This window comes from uncultured Dialister sp., from assembly GCF_900541605.1.
GTDB lineage: Bacteria > Bacillota > Negativicutes > Veillonellales > Dialisteraceae > Dialister.
The window spans coordinates 1-16,648 of record NZ_UQKJ01000035.1; the positions used below are offsets into that span (position 1 = coordinate 1).

10 protein-coding genes are annotated in these 16,648 nt (G+C 53.8%); all 10 read left to right on the top strand.

Annotation, left to right across the window (positions count from 1 at the left end; all coding sequences use genetic code 11):
- The first annotated feature begins 415 nt into the window (after window positions 1–415).
- The 10 genes from QZR21_RS03920 to QZR21_RS03965 all read left to right on the top strand — a co-directional run bounded on the left by QZR21_RS03920 (window position 416) and on the right by QZR21_RS03965 (window position 16,264).
- Window positions 416–1,642, top strand: a complete 1,227-nt coding sequence (locus QZR21_RS03920) for an efflux RND transporter periplasmic adaptor subunit (protein WP_296098411.1) — start codon at window positions 416–418, stop codon at window positions 1,640–1,642.
- A gap of 10 nt (window positions 1,643–1,652) precedes the next feature.
- Window positions 1,653–4,835 (top strand): efflux RND transporter permease subunit, encoded by a 3,183-nt coding sequence (locus QZR21_RS03925; protein ID WP_296973874.1) that lies wholly within the window; start codon window positions 1,653–1,655, stop codon window positions 4,833–4,835.
- 549 nt (window positions 4,836–5,384) lie between these two features.
- Window positions 5,385–6,407, top strand: coding sequence for an anthranilate phosphoribosyltransferase (gene trpD, locus QZR21_RS03930; protein ID WP_296973877.1), 1,023 nt, complete (start codon window positions 5,385–5,387; stop codon window positions 6,405–6,407).
- A gap of 10 nt (window positions 6,408–6,417) precedes the next feature.
- Window positions 6,418–7,203 (top strand): indole-3-glycerol phosphate synthase TrpC, encoded by a 786-nt coding sequence (gene trpC / locus QZR21_RS03935; protein ID WP_296973880.1) that lies wholly within the window; start codon window positions 6,418–6,420, stop codon window positions 7,201–7,203.
- Window positions 7,204–7,222: 19 nt separating this feature from the next.
- Window positions 7,223–8,404 (top strand): tryptophan synthase subunit beta, encoded by a 1,182-nt coding sequence (gene trpB / locus QZR21_RS03940; RefSeq protein WP_296098415.1) that lies wholly within the window; start codon window positions 7,223–7,225, stop codon window positions 8,402–8,404.
- Window positions 8,405–8,416: 12 nt separating this feature from the next.
- Window positions 8,417–9,190 carry a tryptophan synthase subunit alpha gene (trpA, locus tag QZR21_RS03945; protein WP_296098416.1) on the top strand — a complete coding sequence of 258 codons (774 nt, stop codon included), beginning with the start codon at window positions 8,417–8,419 and terminating at the stop codon, window positions 9,188–9,190.
- A 454-nt stretch (window positions 9,191–9,644) separates the two neighbouring features.
- Window positions 9,645–13,070, top strand: coding sequence for a DNA polymerase III subunit alpha (locus QZR21_RS03950; RefSeq protein WP_296098417.1), 3,426 nt, complete (start codon window positions 9,645–9,647; stop codon window positions 13,068–13,070).
- A 365-nt stretch (window positions 13,071–13,435) separates the two neighbouring features.
- On the top strand, window positions 13,436–14,227 hold the full coding sequence (locus tag QZR21_RS03955) for an electron transfer flavoprotein subunit beta/FixA family protein (protein ID WP_296973883.1): 792 nt from the start codon (window positions 13,436–13,438) through the stop codon (window positions 14,225–14,227).
- A 9-nt stretch (window positions 14,228–14,236) separates the two neighbouring features.
- On the top strand, window positions 14,237–15,250 hold the full coding sequence (locus QZR21_RS03960; protein ID WP_296098424.1) for an electron transfer flavoprotein subunit alpha/FixB family protein: 1,014 nt from the start codon (window positions 14,237–14,239) through the stop codon (window positions 15,248–15,250).
- Window positions 15,251–15,388: 138 nt separating this feature from the next.
- Window positions 15,389–16,264, top strand: a complete 876-nt coding sequence (locus QZR21_RS03965) for an aminotransferase class IV (RefSeq protein ID WP_296098426.1) — start codon at window positions 15,389–15,391, stop codon at window positions 16,262–16,264.
- The last annotated feature ends 384 nt before the right edge of the window (window positions 16,265–16,648 follow it).

The following is a 16,648-nucleotide window of genomic DNA, read 5'->3' on the forward strand; positions in this document are numbered from 1 at the left end:
GTAAACCTCCCCTCTTTAGAGGGGAGGGGGACCGCGTCAGCGGTGGTGGGGTGTCCTGATAGATGGGGCATAAGGGTGGTGGGTGCTACGCACCGGGAACGTGATGTAAAATGGCGTCTTCGCCGCAGGATGGATGCCGCAAAGCGGCGGACTCTCTGTAAGCGATAAGCTGACAGCTGTAAGCCTCTAAGTGGCTGAGGTTTGACGGTTGTTTGCAGAAGGAAGAAAATCCTCCTGATGCCAGGTCCCTGTTATGCTTCGGATATTTCACAATCTTTTATCTGTTGTATTTTATTTCAGATAATTAATTGATTTCCATTTATTCCTGTTTGTGGTATAGTAGGTTTGAATTTATTCTTGTTTACTAGTATAGGATAGGTTTTTTACTACCAATCAGGGGAAGGAATTTTACATCATGCATGGTAAAAAAGCAAAAAAGGTCATGGCGGCCCTGGCGGTTTCTCTTTGCATCGGTACAGCCTTGTTTGCCGGTGGATGTGGTACATCTACCCAGACGAAGTCCGCAGCGGTATCTGTGAAGGCGATGAAGGTGCTGCAGCAGGATACGGCGGTTACTCACGATTATTCGGGTCAGGTGAAGTCTACGGATGCCGTTATTATTAAGCCGAAGGTGTCCGGATCTATTACGGAAAAGTATTTCAAGAGCGGCCAGTTCGTTTCGGAGGGGACTCCTCTATACAAGCTTGATGACCGGCAGTATGAGTCTGAAGTGCTTTCTGCCCGGTCCAATGTGGATAAGGCCCGTACGACGCTGAATAATTCCATGATTGACCTGGGCCGTTACCAGAAGCTGGCCTCTACAGGAGCTATTGCGGAACAGACCCTGACCACCCAGGAGGCGACGGTGGCTTCGAACCAGTCCAGCTATGACGATGCCCAGGCCCTTCTGAAGAAGGCGGAAGAGAACCTGGATGATACGGTGATCCGTGCACCGATTTCCGGCCGCCTTTCTGTGGATGATGTGGCTGTGGGTACCTATGCGGCTGCCGGTAATACGGCCCTTGTTTCCATCGGCTCCATCAATCCGATTTACGTGCAGTTCTCTGTCAGTGAAAATGAATACCTGAATTTCCGTACCAATGCCGATGAAAAGGAAATGCGGCATGCGGAGCATCATCCGCCGAAGGCAACCCTCACTTTGAGCAACGGCAAGAAGTACGGGGAAGTATCTACGGATTATGTGGCGGACCGCGAACTTTCCGAAAGTACCGGTACCCTCACCATGAAGGCTATTTTCAATAATGAAGACGGTGTTCTCCTGCCGGGTATGTTTGCCCGGGTGACCCTGGAAGGGCAGACCATGAAAAATGCGATCCTTGTGCCCCAGCGGGCGGTACAGCAGGTACTGAACAAGTCCTTTGTCATTGTGGTAGGTCCGGACAATAAGTCCGTTTCCAAAGTCGTGACGCTGGGGGATCAGGTCGGGAGCTACTATATCGTCACCAATGGCCTGACGGCTGATGACAATGTGGTGGTAGAAGGTCTGACAAACCTGAAAGAGGGACAGCAGCTTTCTGTAACGGAAACGACACCGGAAGAGCTGGGACTTTCCACAACCACTGCTGATTCTTCAGCGTCTGCATCCACCTCCACGGTTTCCACGTCTTCCTCTGCAACATAAGGAGGCCGGTATGTCAAAATTCTTTATCAGACGGCCTATCTTTGCTATCGTTATATCCATCATCATTGTTATTTTGGGGGCTGTTTCCCTGCTGTCCCTTCCGATAGCCCAGTATCCCCAGATTTCACCGCCCACTATCAGTTTGAGCGCCAATTACACCGGCGCCAATGCGGCGATTGTGAACCAGACGGTGGCCCAGGTCATTGAAGAGGACCTGAACGGGGTGGAGAATATGTCCTACATGTCTTCCTCCTCCAGTAACGATGGTTCCTACAGTCTTTCCATTGTATTTGACCTGTCCAGTGACGGTGATATGGATTCCGTCAATGTCCAGAACGATGCGAACCTGGCCAAAAACAGTCTGCCCAGCGAAGTACAGACTACGGGCCTTACGGTGAGAAAATCGTCGGGGGACATGGTGCTCATGGCCAATCTGTATTCACCGAACGGCACCTATGACGAGGCATTTCTTAAAAACTATGCGGATATTTACCTCCTCGACAAGATCCAGCGAATCGATGGGGTAGGCAATGTAAATACCTTCGGGTCCAGCTATGCCATGCGGGTATGGCTGAATCCGGATAAGCTGGCCGAAAGAAATCTGACCGTGGCCGATGTCATTTCCGCCATCAAAGAACAGAACGTGTCTGCTCCGGCCGGTACGATTGGCGCCCAGCCGGCACCGGCTACCCAGGAGAAGCAGTACAGTGCCAAGGTGGAAGGCCGCCTGTCTACACCGGAACAGTTCGGCAATATTATCCTGAAATCTGAATCCAATGGCCAGTTCGTGTACCTGAAGGACGTGGCCAAGATCCAGACGGGCACCCAGAATGAAAGCAGTAACTCCAAGATTAATGGCAAGACCGGTATCGGTTTCGGCGTACAGCTGACTAACGATGCCAACGCCCTGGAGACGGTGAGCCAGGTGAAGAAGGTGCTGGCGGAAGCAAAGGATACATTCCCGCCGGATCTGGATTATTCCATCATCATGGATAATACGAACTTCATTAATGCATCTATCAGTGAAGTGCGGGATACGTTCATTGAATCCCTGCTCCTCGTTATCCTGGTGGTATTTATTTTCCTCCAGAAATGGCGGACCACCCTGATTCCGGTGCTGGCAGTGCCGGTTTCCATTGTCGGTACCTTTGCCAGCTTCATCGTCCTTGATTTCACCATCAATACGCTTACCCTTTTCGCCATGGTACTGGCCATCGGCCTCGTGGTGGATGATGCCATCGTGGTTATTGAAAACGTGGAAGAGCACATGGCCAAAGACGGACTTCCGGCCAAAGAGGCTACGGAAAAGGCTATGCAGGAAGTGCAGGGACCGATTATCGCTACCACCGCCGTGCTGGCGTCCATCTTTATTCCTGTCGCCTTTGTGGGCGGCATGACCGGCGTCCTGTACAAACAGTTCGCTGTGACTATCACCATTTCTGTCGCCATTTCCGCTTTCGTAGCACTGACACTGACACCGGCCCTCTGCGGTCTCTTACTGAAGGCCGATGACAAGGGCATCCAGAAGGGGCCTCTGGGCGCTTTCTTCCGGTGGTTCAACAGGAGCTTTGACTCTTTCCGTGAAAAGTATACCGGCAAGGTGGGCTGGATGGTACACCATCTGAAGTATGCGGCGGTGTTCCTCATCCTTGTGACAGGACTTATGGGTATTTTCTATAAGATGCTGCCATCTACCTTCGTCCCCGATGAAGACCAGGGATTCTTTGCCGTCAGCATTACCATGCCGGAGGGCACTTCCCTGAACCAGACCATTAAGACCGTAGATGCCGTGGCTGATGAGGCGAAGGAACTGAAGGGCGTGAAGAATATCATGACCCACGCCGGCGGCTCTTCTTCCAATTCCGGCAACGTCTATATAGCCCTGGATGACTGGAGCCAGAGAAAGTCTTCTGACCTCAGCGTCAATTCCATTATTGCCAAATTCAACAGCACCGTGGTGCCTAAGCATCCGGAAGCCCAGGTGTCTGCCTTCAATATGCCATCCCTTCCGGGGCTCGGTATGGAAGGGGGCTGGTCCATGCAGCTCCAGGATAATGTGGGTCTTTCGGATACGGAACTGGGGGACGTGGCCAATAAGGTCGTAGCGGCCTGCAACCAGCGTCCGGAACTGGCAGGGGTTCGTACCTCCTATGCCACCAATACACCCAGTGTCCAGTACTCTGTGGACCGTGAGAAAGTCAAGAATCTGGGCATCAGCCTTTCCGACGTATTCACAGCCCTCCAGGCCAACTTCGGCGGGTCCCAGGTCAACGATTTCAACCAGTTCGGCCGGGCTTACAAGGTTATCGTACAGGCCGATACCCAGTACCGTTCCCAGGCGGACAGCCTGAAGTTTATTTCCGTGAAATCTTCTTCTGGCAAGATGGTACCTCTGGATACCATCCTGACCAGTTCCATGACCACCGGCCCCTCCTCCATTACCCGGTTTAACGGTGTAAGGAGCGTGTCCATCCAGGGCAGTGCGGCCAATGGCTACAGCTCCGGCGAAGCTATGCAGGCAGCGGAAGCAGCCGCCAAGAGCGTCATGCCATCCGGATTCACCATCGAATGGTCCGGCCAGAGCCGCGAAGAAAATACGTCTTCCAACTCCACCATGAAGATTCTCGTCATGGCTCTCATCTTTGCCTTCCTTTGCCTGGCAGCTCTCTATGAAAGCTGGTCCATGCCGTTTGCGGTCCTCTTCACCGTGCCTACCGGTATCTTTGGGGCCGTTGTTTCGGAATATGTCATCCGCAAGCTGGGGACCATTCTGGGCGCCGATACCAGCGGGTATATGAACAGTGTGTACATGCAGATCGGCATTATCATGATCATCGGCCTGGCGGCGAAGAACGCCATCCTCATCGTGGAATTTGCGAAGGAACGGGTGGATAAGGGCATGGATCCCATGAAGGCCGTAGTCATTGCATCGAAGCTTCGTCTCCGCCCGATCCTGATGACCGCCTTTACCGCCATCATCGGCTGTCTCCCGCTGGCTACCGCTACCGGTGCCGGCGCCGGTGCCCGCTGCGGCATGGGCGTAGCGGTGGTAGGGGGCATGACATTTGCTACCCTCTGCGGTTTACTCCTGATTCCGGCATTCTACATCATCTCCGAGTACATGGCCCGGTATTTCCGTAAAGTCACGGGATTTAAGGGAATTCATTTCAAGTATAAGATGCTTCGCCGGTAAATCAGTCCTATGGGTGGCTGGCGGCCATGCATGTACATGGGGCTAAGGGTGGCAGGTTGGCAAGCGATAGCGATGCCGACCCACCACCCTTAGCCCCATCCATCCGATTGGGACTAAAATTCAAAATGCCTCTTGACAGGAACCAATTTCGGGATTATGATTATCACAACTTAAGAAACAAACCGTTGAAGCGGAGATAAAAATAGTTGTGCACTCACAGGGAGCCGGGGTATTGAGAAGCCGGCAGGACGCAGATTATTAAATGGACCGCTGAGGGCGCAGTGAAAGGGAAACCGAGTAGCCAGCGACGTAGGGCATACGTCAGTTGCCGGAGATATGTTGGTATCTCGCTAAGAGCAGGGTTCATCCCCTGAAGCAAGGTGGCACCGCGGAATAGATATCCGTCCTTGACAAGTATTTGTCAGGGACGGATTTTTTTATACCTTCCCTGGAGGAGGAAACCATGGATACAATCAGACGATGGCAGGAGGCCCATTTCACCGGACTTTTCTAAAAACAGAAACCATGTACATCCAGGAGGTATACACCATGATTAAAGAAGCAATCCAGAAAATCGTCAGAAAAGGAGATCTCTCCTATAAAGAAGCCTATGATGTGATGAATGAAATCATGAACGGTGAAACCACACCCACCCAGAATGCTGCTTTCCTGGCAGCCCTTTCCACCAAGAGCACCCGGGCGGAAACGATTGATGAAATTTCCGGCTGTGCCGTGGCCATGCGGGAACATGCCACTCCCGTTCCCCATCCGGGAATGAAGGTCCTGGAAATCGTAGGTACCGGCGGTGATCGTTCCAACAGTTTCAATATTTCCACCACCGCCGCCTTCGTGGTGGCAGCGGCCGGCGTGAAGGTAGCCAAACACGGCAACCGGGCTGCTTCTTCCAAGTGCGGTACGGCGGATGTGCAGGAAGCCCTGGGCGCCAATATTAACCAGGATCCGCAGAAAGCACTGGAAATGCTGGAAAAGGTGGGCATGTGCTTCCTCTTCGCCCAGAAGTACCACGCAGCCATGAAGTACGTAGGACCAATCCGGAAGGAACTGGGCTTCCGTACCGTATTCAATATCCTGGGGCCCCTCACAAACCCCGCAAACCCCGATTACTTCCTCCTGGGCGTCTACGATGGATACCTGGTGGAACCGGTGGCCAAGGTGCTCGATAAACTGGGCGTCAAAAATGCGGTGGTTGTCTACGGGGAGGATTGCCTCGATGAAGTTTCTCCCAGCGCTCCCACCCTGGTCTGCGAGCTGAAGGATGGCTATTACTGGACCAGTGAAATCAAGCCGGAAGACTTCGGTCTCACCCGTGGCAGGAAAGAGGAACTGGTAGGCGGCACCCCGGAAGAAAATGCGGAAATCACGAAGGGCATCCTTTCCGGAAAAATCCAGGGGACAAAACGGAACGCGGTGCTCCTCAATGCGGGGCTGGCTCTCTACGCAGCGAAAGCAGCAGAGTCCATGGAAGAGGGCGTAAAGAAAGCGGCCGAACTCATCGACAGCGGCAAAGCCCTGAAAACCATGGAAGCCTACATCAAAGTTTCTAACGAATGACAGGTGCCCCATGATTCTGGATGATATAGCGAAGGAAACGGAAAGACGGCTGAAAGAACTGAAGGGGGAAGGCTATTATGACAGGATCCATGAGAAGGTCCTTCGCTTCGAACCTTCCGGAAGCCACCTTTTCTACCGAAAACTCGCAGCCCCCGGACTTTCCTTCATCTGCGAACTGAAAAAAGCCTCTCCCTCCAAAGGGCTCATCAGTGAGGATTTCCCCTTTGAAGCCATTGCCAGGGAATATGAGGCGGCCGGTGCTTCTGCCATCTCCTGTCTCACGGAGCCGAAATGGTTCAAGGGAGATATCGAATATTTGAGGAAGGTGGCTTCGGAAGTTTCCCTCCCGGTGCTCCGGAAGGATTTTATCATCGACGAATGCCAGATTGAAGAGGCGGCCCTGGCCGGTGCTTCGGCGATTCTCCTCATTGCAGCCATACTGGATGACAGGAAAATCAAAGCCTTTATGAAACTGGCAGGGGATCTGGGGATGGACGTACTGGCAGAAGCCCATGATGAAAGGGAGATGGAGAGGCTTCTTACGGACGGCGCCAGAATCGCAGGTGTCAATAACCGGGACCTCCGGGATTTTACCATAAAGATGGAAAATACGGAAAAACTGGCCAGACTGGTGCCGGAGGATGTACTCCTTGTTTCTGAAAGCGGCATGACGGATAAGGAAAAGGTCCATCGGATGCGGGAAGCCGGAGCCGATGCGGTACTGATCGGAGAAATGCTGATGAAAGCAGGTAACAGGACTGAGCTCCTGCAGGAACTGGTCCATGAGAATTCATAAATAAAGGATGGAAATAGATATGAAAACAAGATTTGGCGAATACGGCGGACAGTATGTACCGGAAGTACTGATGAATGAAGTAAACCGGGTGGCGGAAGCCTTTGAAGAATGCAAGAAGGACAGGGAGTTCCAGGATGAACTCCATCGGCTCTTTGTAAATTATACCGGCCGTCCTTCCATGCTCTATGAAGCGGAAAATATGGAAAAGGACCTGGGAGGCCCCCGCATTTTTCTGAAGCGGGAAGACCTGAACCATACCGGCGCCCACAAGATCAATAACTGCATCGGTCAGGCCCTTCTGGCAAAGCGCATGGGGAAGACAAGGATCATTGCGGAAACCGGCGCCGGCCAGCACGGCGTGGCTGCTGCCACCATTGCCGCCCTCTTCGGCATGGAATGCGAAGTGTTCATGGGCGAAATCGATACGGAACGGCAGGCGCTGAACGTATACCGCATGAAACTGCTGGGCGCTAAAGTCAATGTAGTAAAGACAGGATCCCGGGTCCTGAAGGATGCGGTAAATGCGGCCATGCAGGAATGGAGCCGCCGCTGCGATGATACCCACTATATCATCGGTTCCACCACCGGCCCCGCACCGTTCCCGGAAATGGTCCGTTATTTCCAGAGCTGCATCGGCCGGGAAGCCCGGGCCCAGGTCCTGGAACGGACAGGCCGTCTCCCCACAAAGGTCTACGCCTGCGTAGGCGGCGGTTCTAATGCAGCCGGCACCTTCTATCCTTTCATCCAGGACAGCGGCGTGGAGCTCATCGGCTGTGAAGCCGGCGGCAAGGGTATCGATACTCCTTACCATGCAGCCACCGTCAACCGGGGAAGCCTCGGCGTATTCCATGGTATGAAGTCCCTCTTCTGCCAGGACAAAGATGGAAATATTACGGAAGTATACTCTATTTCCGCCGGCCTCGATTACCCCGGCGTGAGCCCGGAGCATGCCTACCTCAATGATATCGGCCGTGCCCGTTACATTGCCATTACCGATGAAGAAGCGGTGCAGGCCTTCGAATACCTGGCAAAGACCGAAGGCATCATCTGCGCCATCGAATCTGCCCATGCCGTTGCAGGGGCTATGAAAGAAGCCAAAAACATGACAAAAGATGATATTGTCGTCATTACCCTGTCCGGCCGCGGTGATAAAGACGTGGCCGCCATTGCTCGCTACCGCGGTGAAAACCTGCACGACTGAGGAGGAACTACTATGAGCCATATTAATGAAGCATTTAAAAACGGTAAAGCATTGATCGCATTTCTGACCACCGGCGTCCCCTCTGTGGAAGACACGGTGCGGTATGTACTGGACATGGAAAAGGCGGGAGCCACGCTCATCGAACTGGGCGTTCCCTTCTCGGACCCCATTGCCGATGGTCCGGTCATTATGGAAGCGGATGTGAAGGCACTGGCGGGCCATGTGCACCTGCCCCAGGTCATGGAAGCGGTGAAGGAAATCCGGAAACATACTTCCATTCCCATCGTACTCCTGACCTATTACAATCCCGTATTCCGCTATCCGGCGGATAAGTTCTTCCGAGAGGCAAAGGACATCGGCATCGATGGCGTCATCATTCCTGATATGCCCCATGAAGAACAGCAGGAAATCCGGCCCCTGGCCGATGACAACGGCATAGACATCATCCAGATGGTGGCTCCGACCTCGGAAGCCCGGATCCGGGCTAATGTAAAAGATGCCACAGGCTTTGTATACGTGGTCTCCTCCATGGGTGTCACCGGTATGCGGGGCGACATCAAGACGGACTTGAAGGACATTATCAAAGTGATTAAAGAAACCACCGATACCCCCGTGGCCATCGGCTTCGGTATCCATACACCGGAGCAGGCCCACAATATGGCGGCCCTGGCCGACGGTGTCATCACCGGCAGCGGTGTGGTGGATATCATCAATAAGGAAGGCAGCAAGGCCGATGAAGACCTCATGGTCTACATCGGCGGCCTGAAAAAAGGCATGGAACAGTAAGAAGTATTGGCAAAAGGCCGGGAGAGGATGACTCTTCCGGCTTCTTTGGATTGGATGGAGGTGGTATTGGGGGGATAAGGTATACATCCGACTGCATGGGGCTAAGGGTGGTGGGTGAACATCGCTTCGCTCGTTCACCGGGTTGTGGGCGCTTCGCGCCGGGGGCATAAAGTGGAACAGCGGCTTCGCCGCCGTCGTGTGAAGGATTCCGTATGGACCGCCACAGGCTGCCCTGCCAACAGCCCCTGCTGCGCCAGGGCGTCGCCTTTGCATGCAACCACGCCCCGGTTGGTGAACGCCAGCGATGCCAACCCACCACCTTTAGCCCTATGTATCCTGTTTGGGCAATCAGCTGATCGTGTCGCACATACAACACTGGTATGGAGACCGATATAGCCCGGCCGTTTGTGCTAAAATAAAGAAAACTCACTTTACCACATCAACAGGAGGAACAATGGATCCATTCGTTCATCTTCATACCCATACAGAATACAGCCTTTTTGACGGAACCTGCCGCATCAGGGAACTGGTGTCCCATGTGAAAGAAATGGGGCAGACCGCCATTGCCATCACGGACCACGGCGTCATGTACGGCGCTGTGTACCTGTACAAGGAATGCATGGCCCAGGGAATCAAGCCCATCATCGGCTGCGAAATTTATGTGACCCGGGGGAGCCGTTTTGAGAAGAAAACCGGCGGGGAGAAGGAAAAACTGGCCCATCTCATCCTGCTGGCGGAAAATAATGAGGGCTACCAGAACCTTATCAAAATCTGCTCCAAGGCCTGGACCGAGGGCTATTATTTCAAACCCCGGGCGGACCATGACCTGCTCCGGCAGTACCATAAAGGCCTCATTGCCATGTCTGCCTGCGTGGGAGGAGAACTGCCCCAGGCTATCCTGAACCGGAACATGGATGAAGCCCGGAAGGTGATTGAGTTCTATATCGACACCTTCGGAAAGGATAATTATTTCATCGAGCTCCAGAACCATGGCCTCCCGGAAGAAGCGGCGGTGCGGCCGGTGCTGGCGAAGCTGGCGGAGGAATACGGCCTCGGCCTCGTGGCCACCAACGATTTCCACTATACGAAGAAGGAAGACGCCGGAAGCCAGGAAATCAAGCTCTGTATTTCCACGGGAAAGACCCTGGATGATCCCTACCATTTCCACTTTGCAAACAATGAATTTTACTGCAAGAGCGGCAAGGAAATGGAAGAAATCCTGGGACAGTATCCGGGAGCCATTGAAAATACGAAAAAAATAGCGGACCGCTGCCAGGTGACTCTTACATTCGGGGACCATAAACTTCCTTCCTTTGACGTGCCGGAGGGAGAGACGTCGAAGACCTATCTCCGGAAACTCTGCGAGGCCGCCCTGCCGGAGCGGTATCCCCACCCCACGGGGGAGGAAAAGAAGCGGCTGGACTATGAACTGGGCGTCATTGAGCACATGGGATTTTCCGATTATTTCCTCATCGTCATGGATTTCATCCATTATGCGAAATCCCACGGCATCCCCATCGGACCGGGACGTGGCAGCGCTGCCGGCTCCATCGTGGCGTATCTGCTCCATATTACGGAAATCGATCCGCTCCGGTTTGACCTCCTCTTTGAACGGTTCCTGAACCCCGAGCGTGTGTCCATGCCGGATATTGATACGGATATCTGTTACCGGAGACGGGGGGAAGTCATCGATTACCTGGCCCGGAAATATGGGAAAGACCAGGTGGCCCAGATTATTACCTTCGGTACCCTGGCGGCCCGGGCGGTGATCCGGGACGTGGGCCGGGTCACGAATATGCCCCTCCGGGATGTGGATAAGATCGCCAAGATGGTGCCCGGTGGTCCGGGGGTGACCCTGAAGAAGACACTGGACGGCAGTACGGAATTCCGGCAGCTCTATGAGTCCAATCCCCAGGTCCACAGCCTCATCGACCACTGCCTGGACCTGGAGGGACTTTCCCGGAATTCCGGCACCCATGCGGCGGGGGTGGTGATCTGCTCCAAGCCCGTCGATGATTACGTGCCTATCCAGCTCACCCAGGATGGATTTATCCAGACCCAGTATGAAAAGGACCAGGTTGAACAGCTGGGACTTCTGAAAATGGACCTTCTGGGGCTCCGCAACCTCACGGTCATCCACGACGCCATGAAAATGATCGAAGCCAATCGGGGCATCCATCTGGATATCAATAAAATTCCCACGGAAGATGAAGCTACCTGTAAAATGCTCTGTGAAGGAGACACCATCGGCGTATTCCAGTCAGAGTCTGCCGGCTTTACGTCCCTCCTCATGCAGCTCCATCCGGACCGGTTCGAAGACCTCATCCCCATGGTGGCCCTGTATCGTCCGGGGCCCCTGGGAAGTGGCATGGCAGAAGATTTCATCAAGAGAAAGCACGGGGAAATCCCGGTGGAGTATCCCCATCCTTCCCTGGCGCCTATCCTGAAGGAAACCTACGGCGTCATCCTCTACCAGGAACAGGTCATGCAGATTGCCTCTGTCATGGGGGGCTTCAGCCTGGGCCAGGCAGATATGCTGCGCCGGGCCATGGGGCATAAGGAGCCGGAAATCCTGCAGAAGAACCGGGATACCTTCGTGGAAGGGGCTCTGAAGAACGGAGTGGGCAAGAAGACCGCCAACTATGTCTTTGACCTCATGGTCCACTTTGCGGGATACGGGTTCAATAAATCCCACAGTGTCTGCTACGGCTGGATCGCCTGGCAGACGGCGTACCTGAAGGCCCATTTCCGGGCGGAATTCATGGCGGCCATGATGACCTGCTACAACGGAGACCGGGACAAGGTGAGCCGCTATATTTCCGACACGAAGAAGGGGGGCGTGGAAATCGCGGCGCCTGACGTGAACCTGTCGGAGGCCTATTTCTCGGTAAAGGGCAATAAAATTCTCTTCGGTCTGGACGGCATCCAGAACGTGGGAGAAAATGCGGTGAACGGCATCATTGAGGCCCGCAGGAAGGGGGGACCCTTCAAAAACCTCAGCGATTTCCTGGAACGGGTGGACAGCAAAGGCCTGAACAGCCGGGCCTGCGAAAGCCTCATCCGCTGCGGTGCCCTGGACTCCATGGGAGCCAATCGGTCCCAGCTTCTGGCGGTGCTTCCGGAGGCCCTGAGCCAGGCCCAGTCTGTCCGAAGCGACCGGGCGTCCGGGCAGATGAGCCTTTTCGGAGAGGAAGAAGAGGCACAGGCCCTGGTCTATCCGAACCTCCCGGACATGCCGAAAAGTGAAAAAATCGAATGGGAACGAAAGCTTCTGGGCTTTTATGTCAGCGGCCATCCCCTGGATGCTTATAAAGAGCAGATGGCCCACTGCACGCCTATTTATAAACTTATGGCTGAAAGCAGCCGCTACGATGGGAGAATGGTCACCATCGGCGGCACCGTGACCCGGGTAAAGAGCACCATGACGAAAAAAGGAGCTCCCATGGGCTATGTGACCCTGGAAGATTACGACGGGGACCTGGAGGCCGTGGTATTCCCGTCGGTCTGGGAAAAGGCAAGGCCCCTCCTTGTAGAAGATGGGGCCATTTGCCTCCGGGGACGGGTACAGTCCAATGAAAGGGAAGTCAAAGTGCTGGCGGAGGAAATCATTCCCCTGTCCACGTTCCATAAAACCATCCGCCCGCCGGTGAGCGCCGTTCACCTGTACGTGGACGAACGGCATGAGACAAACATGGTGAGCGATGCCCTGGCACGGATTCTCCTCAAGTACCACGGCCATACGCCGGTATTCCTCCACATGCAGCGGACAGGCCAGGAAATCCGGATGATTCCGAAATTTTACCTGGATTTCTCAGAAGAAGCGGAGGAATCCCTGAAGGGACTCCTGGGCAATGCCTGCGTGGAGGGGAGGAGAAACTGAAAAGAAGAAGCTGTTTCACAGTTTATTAAACTGTTGTCCTGTCGTGATTACGGATAAGGAAATAAGGGAACCGTTGACTGCTCCTGACGCTGAGAATTCGTCAGCACTGCAAATCGGTATGTCAGCCTGCCGTGCCATGCTGTCTGATTTAAGGGGCATGGGAATAAGCTCCCCAATTATCTCAGAATCGTGAATTCCTCTCAAAAATGTGGATATCTCACACATCAGGGACTCATCATAATTTGATGGAATGACACAGGCCATTTGTGAATTATTGCGTGCCGTAAAGGTCATCTGTATGGTATACTGAAACAGAATAAGACTTTCAGAATTCAACCGGTGAAAGTGTACTAAAGGGGGTTATTATGAAGTTCTTAGTTTGTATAAAACAGGTGGTGGACACTTCTAAAATGGAAGTGGACCCGGCCACAGGAAGACTGAAGAGGAATAATGCGAACAGCATCATGAATCCTCTGGACCGCAATGCCTTGGAAGCGGTACTGGCTCTTAAAGATGAAAAAGGCGGCACAGTGACGGTGATTTCCATGGGACCGCCCCAGGCGGGAACAGTCCTGAAAGAAGCTATTTCCATGGGCGCCGATGAAGCGTATCTCGTGACCGACCGGGCCTTCGGCGGTGCCGATACTCTGGCCACCAGCTACACCCTTTCCATGGCTATCCGGAAAATCGGCACCTTTGACCTGATTTTCTGCGGCCAGGAATCCATCGACAGCAATACGGCCCAGATCGGACCGGAAATTGCTGCAACCCTTGGCATTTCCGATGTCAGCGGCGCCATAGACCTGTCCTTTGAAAAGGATGGATTCATTACGGTGACCCGGCAGATGGGGGATGACGAGGAAGTCCTTGACATGAAGCTCCCCGGTGTCATCACCTGCACTGCGGAATTGAACCGTCCCCGGTATCCCAGCATTCGGGGAATTCTCCGCAAGGATGAAGTGGAAATTCATAATATTACATCCCAGGATATGGATGTGGATGCCGGCCGTATCGGCATGAAAGGTTCTCCTACCCAGGTACGCCAGGTGCGTCCGGTGGTGCCTCCGAAAAAAGAAAATCTCCGCATAGAAGGCAAGACAGCCCGGGAAGCGGTGGATGCACTCTTTGGGGCTATGCAGAAATTGAAGCTGGTGTAGGAGGAAATTATGGATTTTTCTGATTATAAAGGAATTTATGTGATCGGTGCCCTGGTGGGGGGCAAACTGCAGCGGGTGACCGGAGAACTGACCGGCGAAGCCCGTCAGCTGGCAGATGCACTGGATGAAGAAGTCCATGTGGTACTGGTGGGAGAAAAGCTCACAGACCGGCCGGAAGACCTGATTTCCCTCGGCGCCGATAAGGTGTATGTACTGACCGATGAAAAGCTTTCCCACTACGATGGAAAGGCTTACCAGAAGGTGCTGGCCTCTTTCTTTGCAGGGAAGAAACCGGATACCATTATCTTTGCAGCCACCCCCTTCGGCAGGGATCTGGCACCCCGTCTGGCAGCGGAACTGGTCTGCGGCGTTACCGCCGATGTGACCGAGCTTTCTGCGGATAAGGAAAAGAAGCTGGTCATCTGGTCCCGTCCGGCCATGGATGGCAATATCATGGCGGACATCGTAAGTCCCCTGTTCCGCCCCCAGGTAGGGACCGTACGGCCGGGCATTTTCAAATACCCGAAGCCCGATACCACAAGAACCGGTGAGGTCATCCCGGTTCCCGTGGCTTTGGAAGATGAGGACTTCGGCACCGTTCTGAAGAAAATCATTCCGGCGGAGAAAGAAGAGAACCCCGTGGAAACGGCCAAGGTCATCGTAGCCGGAGGCCGGGGCTTCCATACGAAGGAAGACTGGGAAAAGGTTCATGAACTGGCAGACCTTTTGGGCGCTGCCGTAGGCTGCAGCCGGCCCATTTCTGAACTGGGCTGGGAACCTCACAGCCGGCAGATCGGCCAGACCGGAAAAGGCGTATCGCCGCGGGTTTATTTTGCCCTGGGCATTTCCGGTGCCATGCAGCATATGTGCGCTGTGAATGCGGATATCATCATCGCAGTCAATAAGGACCCGAAGGCGCCCATCATGGAAATGGCGGACTACGCCATCGTGGCGGACCTGAAAGATTTCATGCCGCTCCTTATCGAGAAAGTCAGACAGTGGAAAGCGGAAAAACAGGCATGACGGCAACCGGGCCTACGGCCTGGGCGGCGTCCTGCGGACAGGGCTCTGCCTGCGGCATGACCGCAGCCCGTTGAAGTCCAATCCATTTGATTGATATAATATATATATACTCATCTACTTTTTCAGGAGGTGAACAGTATGGCAGGAAAAACTACCATATACTACAATCACAATTTCTACTATGATTTCTCCAAAATCATCAGTGCCGATGACCGGGGACTCCAGTTCGGAGACGGCTGCTATGAATGGATCCGCGTATTCCATGGACATCCCTTCGCCCTCTCCTATCATGTGGACCGCCTCTATCGTTCCATGCGGCTCCTGGGCATCCGTCCAGTGACAGCACCCGATGAATTTACGGAAATCGTGGAAGTGGTCATCGAAGAAACCGGCGTCACCGAAGGCTATGTAAAGATCATCGTTACCCGTGGTGAAGGGGACCATGATTTCACCATCCCCTCCAGAAACGCACTTCGCCCGAACGTACTGGTCTATGCCAAACCCATTGACCTGGATGCCATTGCCAAGGTCCAGGACGGCGTAAAATGTGTAACCATGGCAGATGACCGCGGACATCACTGCGATATTCTGTCCCTGAACCAGCTGAATAACATGATGGCCCGGGCAGAAGCGCAGAAGAAAGGCTGCTACGATGCGATTTTCCTGAAGGGAGATCTCCTCACGGAAGCCAGCCATTCCAATGTCTGCATCGTCAAAGCAGGCGTTATCTGGACACCGGCAAAGAATGAATATATGATTCCGGGCATTACCCGTTCCCTCGTCCTGTCCCGGGTAGCTCCGACCGCAGGGGTGACCTCCATTGATGACGGCGCCGATCCCGTACGGCTGACAGACATGATGAATGCGGAAGAAGTATTCCTGACCAATACCCAGGATGGCATCATTCCTGTCCTTTCCATCGATGGAAAGCCTATTGGCGATGGAAAACCGGGTACAGTCACCAGAAAGATCCAGCAGCACTATGCCCATCTCATGACCGATGGTTTGCCGTAATCGGCTATAGGACATGATAAAAAACAGCAGTCTTCGGACTGCTGTTTTTCTTTTGGATAGTGGCTGTCTGACCGGCTTCTCGGGTTGATGGGGCATAAGGGGTGTGGGTCGGACGCCGCTTCGCTGGCCCGACCGGGTTGTGGCTTCAACGCTGCTTCGTACGTTGAAGAGGGGGCATAAGGTAGACTGGCAGCTTCGCCGATATTTGGATAGCCTCCTTCCGTGGGACGAAGGTTAGTTATTGAAAACGCCGCAGTGAACTGGCCCCCTTGTCAAGGACACAATTAAAAGTGTAGTTCGGACTCCATAGGGGGCACATGCTCACGTTACCCTTGAGACTACCACGCATTGGTGCCATTATAGGCGCCTGTGCAGGTTTGCCTC